Annotated in this window: 5 protein-coding genes and 1 CRISPR repeat array; all 5 genes read right to left on the reverse strand. The window is 70.0% G+C overall.

The window, feature by feature from the left end; genetic code table 11:
• Window positions 1-638, reverse strand: a 638-nt coding sequence (cas5e, locus tag ACTWQE_RS32995; RefSeq protein ID WP_443332772.1) for a type I-E CRISPR-associated protein Cas5/CasD, incomplete at its 3' end; no start/stop codon positions are given.
• Entirely contained in the window at window positions 635-1,834 is a 1,200-nt protein-coding gene (gene cas7e, locus ACTWQE_RS33000; RefSeq protein ID WP_443332773.1) for a type I-E CRISPR-associated protein Cas7/Cse4/CasC, read from the reverse strand. The genes cas7e and cas5e, both read right to left, overlap by 4 nt.
• On the reverse strand, window positions 1,831-2,502 hold the full coding sequence (gene casB / locus ACTWQE_RS33005) for a type I-E CRISPR-associated protein Cse2/CasB (RefSeq protein ID WP_443332774.1): 672 nt from the start codon (window positions 2,500-2,502) through the stop codon (window positions 1,831-1,833). The genes cas7e and casB overlap by 4 nt, the downstream gene beginning before the upstream one ends.
• A complete protein-coding gene (gene casA / locus ACTWQE_RS33010) occupies window positions 2,499-4,247 on the reverse strand; it encodes a type I-E CRISPR-associated protein Cse1/CasA (protein ID WP_443332775.1) in 1,749 nt (582 codons plus the stop codon). The genes casB and casA overlap by 4 nt, the downstream gene beginning before the upstream one ends.
• Window positions 4,240-7,077, reverse strand: a complete 2,838-nt coding sequence (gene cas3, locus ACTWQE_RS33015) for a CRISPR-associated helicase Cas3' (protein ID WP_443332776.1) — start codon at window positions 7,075-7,077, stop codon at window positions 4,240-4,242. The genes casA and cas3 overlap by 8 nt, the downstream gene beginning before the upstream one ends.
• 343 nt (window positions 7,078-7,420) lie before the next feature.
• Window positions 7,421-8,236: a CRISPR direct-repeat array (repeat unit 29 nt; unit sequence CTGCTCCCCGCACGCGCGGGGATGGTCCC).
• The last annotated feature ends 37 nt before the right edge of the window (window positions 8,237-8,273 follow it).

An 8,273-nucleotide genomic window follows, 5' to 3' on the forward strand; every position in this document is an offset into this window, starting at 1 on the left:
GTGCTGACCACGGTGCGCAGGGCGTGCCGGCGGTGTTCGGCGGCGAAGCTGAGCGGCTGGTCCCGCAGTACGTCCCCGCCGCGTTCGCCGGGTGCGGCTTCCACCTGGAGGACCAAGGGCACCTGGTCCTCGCGGCGGCGGAGCCTTTGGTACCACGCGGCTGCCTGCCATGGTTGTTCTCGTAGGACCTGCTCCAGGTCGGCGTCGTAATGGACGCCAAGCTCCACGGGCAGGGCCGGCGGGCAGGAGCGGCGGCCCAGGTAGGGCGGGTGTACGGGTGCGCGCAGAGCGGCGTGCAATGCGTCGATGAGCGCCGCGTCGCCTTCGAGGGCAGCGAGGAAGACGGCGTCGGAGAGGTAGAAGCGCTCGGAGAGCGGCATGGACTTCCCGGTGACCGCGTGGTGGGCCGTATGGAAGTCGCGTACGCGAGTTCCGGGCTGGTCGATGCGGACGCCGAAGCGCAGCGCGGCCAGTCGTGCCAACCCGTCGTCGTCGCCACGCTCGAGGCCTTGGGCTGCGGCGAGCATGCCGATCACGCCGCTTTTGGTCGGGGCGGACTCGGTGGTGCGGCGGGCGAAGCGGGCCGAGGCCCCCCACGATTGCAGGGGGCCTGCCAGGTGCAGTGTGAGCACGCTCATCCGTGCTTCTCCAGGCGGTCGGCGACGGCCTGGCCGATCGATTCGACGAGCGTGGCCAGGCTGGTCGTCTCCGTGCCGATGCCCGAGAGCTTCTCGGTGTGGGTGCCGACGCGCAGTACCCAGGAGATGGTGGTCTCCTCGTCGCCGTAGGCACGCTCGATGTCGGGGACGTACTGGGCCAGGCGCTCGCAGGCATCCCGCAGATGGCCGCCGCCCTGCTCTCCGGAGACGGGCTCTTCGAAGGCGGCGACGAAACTGATGGGCCGCGAGGTGCGGAGCTTGACGAGGACCGCGTCCGGCAGGGTGTGGTGACCGAAGGTGTTGATCTTGCCGGTGGGCAGGGAAGCGACGAAGCCGTGCACGAACGCCTCCACGGCGCGGCGCACCGGAAGGTTGACGGGCTCGTCCTCACGGAGGCCTTCGCCCAGGTTGCGGGCGAGCTGGTGCACGCTTACGGCGGCGTACCGGTAGAGGGTGGCGGAGTTGAAGTCGACGGTGCCGATCATCCCGGCGCCGGGCTCCGCGTCGGTGTTGTGGTCGTCGACAGCGGTGTAGTAGTCGGACTCGTTCTCGACGCGGTGCACGCTGATGGCGTGGGCGACCTGGACGGCGGCGTCGACGTTGATGTCGGCGGAGTCCGCGACCATGCGGCCGAACAGGGCGATGTCCACGGAGTGCCGGGTGTCGGCGATCTCCTTGGCGCGGGCCTTGTTGTCCTTGTCCTTGAGGTAGGTCTTGATGTCGGCCGCGCCCTCGACGGCGAGTTCCGCGAGGCGGTCGAACTGCCGGGCGCTGAGGAACATCAGGTACTTCGACACCGGGGCCGGCTGGTCCTCGTCGTCCTTGGCCGCGTCCGTCTTCCGCTTGGGCGTCTCGATCTTGGAGCCGGTGGCGGTCTGGATCACCTCGGCTGCGATCGCGAGCGCTTCGGCGCCGTTCAGGGACGGCTGGAGGGCGGTGATGCGTCCAGCGAGGACCTCGGCGACCTTCTTGGTGCGCACGCCCAGCTCGCTGGGGTCGAGCAGCTGTTCGTCGGTGAAGTAGGTGCGGGTGGCGCGCTTCCACGCCTGACTGGAGACGCGCGCCCGCGGTACTCCGCCGTAGACGGCCGACTTCGGGGCGCCGGTGTCGTCGCGGTTGAGGTTGCTGGGCGGGACGGTCTGCAGCGCGTGTACGTCGAGAAAGATGCGGTTCACGAGGCGTCCTTGTCGGTGGTGTCGGCGGGGGCTGCGGAGTCCTCGGCCCTGGTGTCTTGGGTGCGGTAGGCGTGGAAGGAGCGGCCCCAGGCACGGCGGACGGCATCGCGGCCGCCAGGCTCCTGCCAGCGGTAGAGCTGCTCGGCGAGGAGGGCGTAGTCGAGCGGGATGTCCTCACGGCGGAGCAGCAGCACGATGTCTCGTAGCCGCTCAGCGAGCGCGGGCAGATTCGGCGCGCTGCCGGCGCGGACGAAACGCTTGCGGACCGGCTCGGCGATCTCGTCCTTCGGCATCAGCCGGCGTACTGCCGCGCCCAGGCCGCTCGGGGCCTCCCGGCGGTCGGGCTGGTGCATGCCCGTCCCGCGGGACTGCTGGTGCAGGGCCCACAGGGTGAGGGCGACGTGTACGGCGTCCTCGGCCCGCGTGAGTTCCTTCTCGCTCAGCGGTCGGCCGCCGTCCTTCGGCTCCTGATGGAGCGGTCCGGTGTCCGCCAGGCCCCACAGGTCGGGTACCTGAGCGAACTCCTTGCCCGCACCTCGTCGCAGCCGGGCCAGCGCCGCCACTGCGTGGGGGCGGTCGTTCAGGTAGTCCTTCTGCAGCGGGGCGATGATGGCGCTGATGGTCCATCCCACCCGATGCCGGGCGGTGGGCGGGGAGGCGGTGGTCATGCGGGCACCTTCGAGGAGGAGTCGGATCCGGCCGCTGAGCCGGGCTCTGGCGTGGGGCCGGTCTCGGGCACGGCACCGGTCTCGCACTGATCGGTGTCGAAGGGGCGGCTCAATGCCTTGTTGAGGCGGCTGCGGAACCACAGCTCAGCGAGCGGGGAGTTGAGCCACAGGGAGCCCTTCTTCGTCGCCACGGTCCGGCCCTCCCACGCGGCGTCGCCTGCGCCGGCCAGCAACCGCTCACCGAGCCGCCCGATGTGCCGGTACGCCTCCCGCTGCCAGAGCCTGCGCTGCTCGTACGGGTCACCGGCGTCGGCAAGCCCTCGCAACCAGGTGCGATAAGGACCGTCCAGGGCCGCGAAACCGAGGTCGCGGGCCGCGTCCCAGGCCGGTTCGGGCTCGGAACCGGCGGCGCGGGCCAGGTCCTCAGCCAGACGCCCGAGAGCTGTGACGGCGGCCTCCGCATCCGCGACCGCGTCGATCGCCTGCTGCGCATACTCCCGGTCCTGCTGGTGCAAGAGGACGACGGACATGGCAACGTGGTCGTCCACGACCTCGTCGATCACCGACTGCTGGGTGCCGTAGACCGCGCCGACGATGCGGGCCCGGATGAGGAACCCACGCGGCAGTTCCCCCTCCGTCGCCAGCCGCGCGATCCACTCAAGAATGCCCGGCCGCAGGCCGGCAGCGGCCTCCGCACCCTGACCGGTGCCCGCCGCCCGATCGGCGATCAGGGCGGCCAGCCCCCGCCAGACCGAGCGGGCCGGGTCGTGGTCACGGGGCAGATAGACCAGGGACTCACCGCGCTTCTTCTCCTGCGCCTTGCTGCGCCGCCAGCCGGTCATGGGCTCCTGCTGGTGCCTGTTGTGCGGGGCCAGCGGGTCACCGTAACCCAGGACGACACCGTGGACCCCGGCAGTGTCAAAGTGCAACCGCAACCGCCGCGTCTGCCAGGTGTACAGATCCCGCACGCCCGATGGCCGTTGCTCCACGAGATCGCCCTCGGCAGCTCCCGGCCCGCACGGCTCACGCCGCCAGCCGGGGCGGTCATCCTCACCGAACCGCAGGCCGGAGGTATCAGAGGCAACCAGGTTCAGGAGCAGGGTCTCGCGCAGGGTGTCACCTTCGGCGAAGACGCCGCCGAGCGTGCCCGCCCAGCCGACGCCCAACGGGTACACCTTGCCGCCCTTGGCACGGGCGTCGCCGACGACGCCGGTCTTGATGCCGGAGGTGTCATAGGCGTGGGCGTGGACCACCCAGCGGGCGGCCTCGGCGAAGCTGAGGCGGCTGACGGTGGGCATCCACGCACTGAAGAACGGCTCGCCGTTGGGCACATCCGCGACGATCCGGTTGAGGGAGAACACTTCGTCGCGCGCCGTGCGTAGTGCCGTCACCTGCATGAACGGCGTCATCGGGTGCAGTAGGTCGAACCGCTCGCGGTGCGTATCGAGGTAACCCGACACCGGCGCGAAGCAATCCTCGTCCTCCCACAACTCGGCCCAGTGGTCGATATCGCGCGGACCTTCGAGCGCGTCGTGCGTGAGGGCGAGAAGCAGTCGCAGCAGTGCGAACTCCTGGGTGGGCAGGTCGCCGACGAGGCGGCGTAACTCGTGGGCGCGGTCGAACACCTCGCGCAGCGAGAGCTCTTCCTGCGTGCCGTCGAGCCACTGCACCGGCACCCATGGTTGCGCCGTCAGGTCGAAGGACAACACGGCGTCCGGGGGAGGCTGTTGGCTGGGTTCAGGCACGTGTCACCTCAAGGCCGTCGTTCTTGCTGTAGCGGAGTGCGTAGCCTCCCAGCCGGGTCTGACAATCGGAGTCGAGCACGAGAATCAGCTGGCCAGCGAGCCAGTGGCTCTCTTTCGCCTGCCAGGCTGGAACGTAGAACTGCTCGAGTTCGGTGATGGCCTGGTCCATCACCGACGGGTGCGAGAACTGGATCGGCAGGCGCAGGCCGCACCCGGCGGCGGCCCGTGCTGCAGCAGGCGAGGGGACGCAGTTGACCGGCAGCTCCAGGCTCCCTGTGCCCCGGTCCAGCCACGGCATCGTGGCCACAGAGCCGTCGGCGCGCTGCTGTACCACGAGGACCTCCAGGCTTTCCTTGCTGTCCCGGACCTGGGCCCGCCCGGCCCGGGTGTCATCCGCGTCGCCGACACCGGCCGCGATCCAGCCGAAGAGCGGCCGCCCCGGTCGGCCCACCTCACCGAGCCGGAAATGCTCGGCCCGCTCGGCCTGGTCCCTGCGGTGCTCCTCATGCCGCTTCCGCGCCGTGGCCAGCGCTCCTGCCCAGGTCTCGGGCCCGGCCGGACCGTCCCCGTAGGCGCCCTGCACCAGCGGGCTGATGTCCTCGGGGAGCCCTACAGGCTTGTTCGGGGAGTCCAGATGCGGCAGGAGGACGGCTGCCGAACGCAGCAGCGCGTACTCGCCATACACGACGACCGACCCCCGCACCGGAGCGGGCACGTCGGCACTCCAGTCGACGCCAGTAACCAGGCAGCGCGGGGTCCGAAGCCGCTCGGGACGTGAGCGCTGGTGGCGGTGGAGGCGTCCCATCCGCTGGAGCAGCAGGTCGATCGGACACAGGTCGGTGACCAGCAGGTCGAAGTCGACATCGAGGGACTGCTCAGCGACCTGACTGGCGATGACAATGTGCGGCTTCTCCGGGCACCGGTCACCTGCCTTCTCGGGCGGACCGAAACGGTCCAAGAGGTCTGCGTCCTTCGCCGCCCGGTCCACGTCGAGGAAACACGAGTGGGCCACGGTCACGTGCTCGTCGCCGAACCGCGCGCGCAGCACCCGGGCGGTCTCCAGAACCCGCCTGACCGTATTGCGGACAACCAGGACACAGCCGGCCCCATCGAGTTCCTCCTCCAGACGGTCAGCAAGACACTCCAGGTCGTCCTCCAGCCGCTCGAGCTGCACCTCGCCACCGCGCCCACTGGCCCCGGGATGTGCAAGGACAGGTCCCGCGCCCGGCGCCACTGCCGTCAACAGCGGGTAGGCGTCGGCATCGGCCAGGACGTCGAATTCCGCGGCGCCCGCCCGGGCTCCCGCATACGCCTCGGCCAGCTCTCGGCGCCGGCCCGCGGGCAAGGTCGCAGAGAGCACGACCACTGGCACCCCGTAGGCACCCAGCCAGGACAGCACCCTGTCCAGGTAAACACTCATGTACGTGTCGTAGGCATGCGCCTCATCGATCACCACGACCTTGCCTGCGACCGCGAGGTGGCGCAGCGCCAAGTGGCGGCTCTTGAGCCCGGCGAACAGCAACTGATCGACGGTACCCACGACAAAGGACGACAGCATCGCCTTCTTACGGCCCCGCAGCCACTGATGTGCAACCAGCTCGGCCGGTGCGGCCCCCTTCTCGGGCGAGGGCCGCCACTGCTCGACCGGGTCGTCGGCGGCGTCCACGGCGACGGCGGCGATCGCCGCCCGGCTCGCCCTCTCCAGATCGGCGAACTCCTCATTCAGCGCCGCCTTGGAGTGAGCCAGCAGCACCGACAACCGCGTACCTTCCCTGGCAGGCAGGCGATCAAGCCAATCCAGCAGGCGAGGAAACATCGCATTTCCTGTAGCCATCGTGGGCAGCGCAAAGAAGACGCCTCCCGCGCCCGAACGGGCCGCGAAGATCTCAGCAACGGCAAGAGCCGCTTCCGTCTTCCCCTCCCCCATCGGCGCCTCAATCACCATCAAGCCCGGCTCGGGCATGGCCCGCGCCAGCTCCACCGCCGCCTCCTGCACCGGCCTGGGCTCCGCCCCCGGCGGCAGTACGAACCGGGAAGCGAACAACTCCTGCACATCCGCAGGCGGCTCATCAGGACGCCAGGGCGGCGGCAGGCACAGCCCCCGCCAGGCCGCGGCCACCCGCTCATCACCAGTCTGGGATGCCGTCTGCGGAAAATACGGGAAGAGGTCGGGATTGCTCGCGATCCAGTCAGCGACGATCACCACCGCAGTAAGGAGCACCTGCACCGGCTGCGGAAGCTTCACCCGCCGCCACGCATCCAGTCGCTCACGCACCCCGAATTCGTCCGCGCACGCATCAAGGAGTTCGCCCTGCACCCGCCGCCACAAGGGCCGTGAAGGCCCGGGAGTGCGCAGCAGCTCCGGATGGTCGTAAAGGTCCTTGAGCTGGTGGTGATCCGGCGGCACACCATGGTGGCCCCCGATCACGATGGCGAACTGCCCCGCCTCCCGGCCACTCCAGCCGTGCCCCTCCTCGAGCCACTCTCCCAGCAGCACCTGCCCCGCCAGCCCATGCGGCGCCAGCGAGCGATCCGGACCCATCTGCCGCCGAGTCGCCATCTCAAGCCCCACCGCACGCATCCGGTCAGCGAGCGAATCGACCTGACAGGCGAACGCCGGAGTGGCCTTCCCGATGTCATGCACAGCGGCCAACCACACCGCCAGGAGCCGGGCATCCGCAGTCCCCGCTGGCAGCGCCTCACCTATGAAGTGCCGCACGTTCGCCGGCAGCCACCGATCCCATAACAGCCCCGCCACGGCAGCGGCGTCCTCCATATGCCGCCACAAGGGCAGCCAGCCGTCGCCATCCCGGTCATGCTTGGCCCACACGTTCCGCACCGGCCCTACAAGCCGGCCCCCCAGCCCCGTTCGGAGCTCCCCCTCACCCGCCATGCCAAGTATCAATACAGGCAAACACCATGCTCCGGGACCTCTATTGAAGAAACAGCCCTCTCGACTCAGTCCCCGCCAGTCCATCCCGGGCTACGCAGAAACGGTTCGTTATTCTCCTGCTGGTACACCGTGTTGCCCGCGGAACCGCCGGGGCGGGTACCGTGCGCATCCCCGGCCCATCACGGATCGAACAACGATGTCCGCTTCGCACCATTGGCGGCAATCAGTGAAACTACTCGAAACCAGCGCTCGCCATCAGTAAAAGCGCAGGTCGCACAGTCTGCTCCCCGCACGCGCGGGGATGGTCCCACCGAGGTCGTCGACCGGATCACGGGCTGCTCCCCGCACGCGCGGGGATGGTCCCGGACACCCGTCGGTGTGCGTCGCTACAGTGCCCTGCTCCCCGTACGCGCGGGGATGGTCCCGAGGGGGAGTACCGCACGGGCGACCGGCTCCCCTGCTCCCCGCACGCGCGGGGATGGTCCCCAGGCACAGACCAACGGCGCGCGGTTGGCGTTCTGCTCCCCGCACGCGCGGGGATGGTCCCTGTCTGGCGCCGCACGGCGGCTCCGGGCAGCACTGCTCCCCGCACGCGCGGGGATGGTCCCACCTGGAACACAGCCGGAACCGGGACACGAAACTGCTCCCCGCACGCGCGGGGATGGTCCCGCGCGCTACCCGCAGTAACCCCGCACGGAAATCTGCTCCCCGCACGCGCGGGGATGGTCCCTGCCGGTCGACCTCGGCCAGTTCGGCCTGCACCTGCTCCCCGCACGCGCGGGGATGGTCCCAGTCGGCGTCGCGTTCCGACTGTGGCGCGATGCTGCTCCCCGCACGCGCGGGGATGGTCCCCATTGCGATGCCGTAACGGCAGCCCACGCAATCTGCTCCCCGCACGCGCGGGGATGGTCCCGACTTCGTCGCGGAGCCCAGAGAGCAACGGCTCTGCTCCCCGCACGCGCGGGGATGGTCCCTTCTGGTGCTTTAGGACGGCGTGATGGCAGCACTGCTCCCCGCACGCGCGGGGATGGTCCCTGCCGGTCGACCTCGGCCAGTTCGGCCTGCACCTGCTCCCCGCACGCGCGGGGATGGTCCCAGTCGGCGTCGCGTTCCGACTGTGGCGCGATGCTGCT

The sequence above is a fragment of the Streptomyces sp. 8N706 genome (assembly GCF_052245415.1).
GTDB lineage: Bacteria > Actinomycetota > Actinomycetes > Streptomycetales > Streptomycetaceae > Streptomyces.

Excerpts from the sequence above, each read along its gene's own strand:
- casB (WP_443332774.1), bottom strand. The coding sequence starts at position 2,502 with ATGACCACCGCCTCCCCGCCCACCGCCCGGCATCGGGTGGGATGGACC.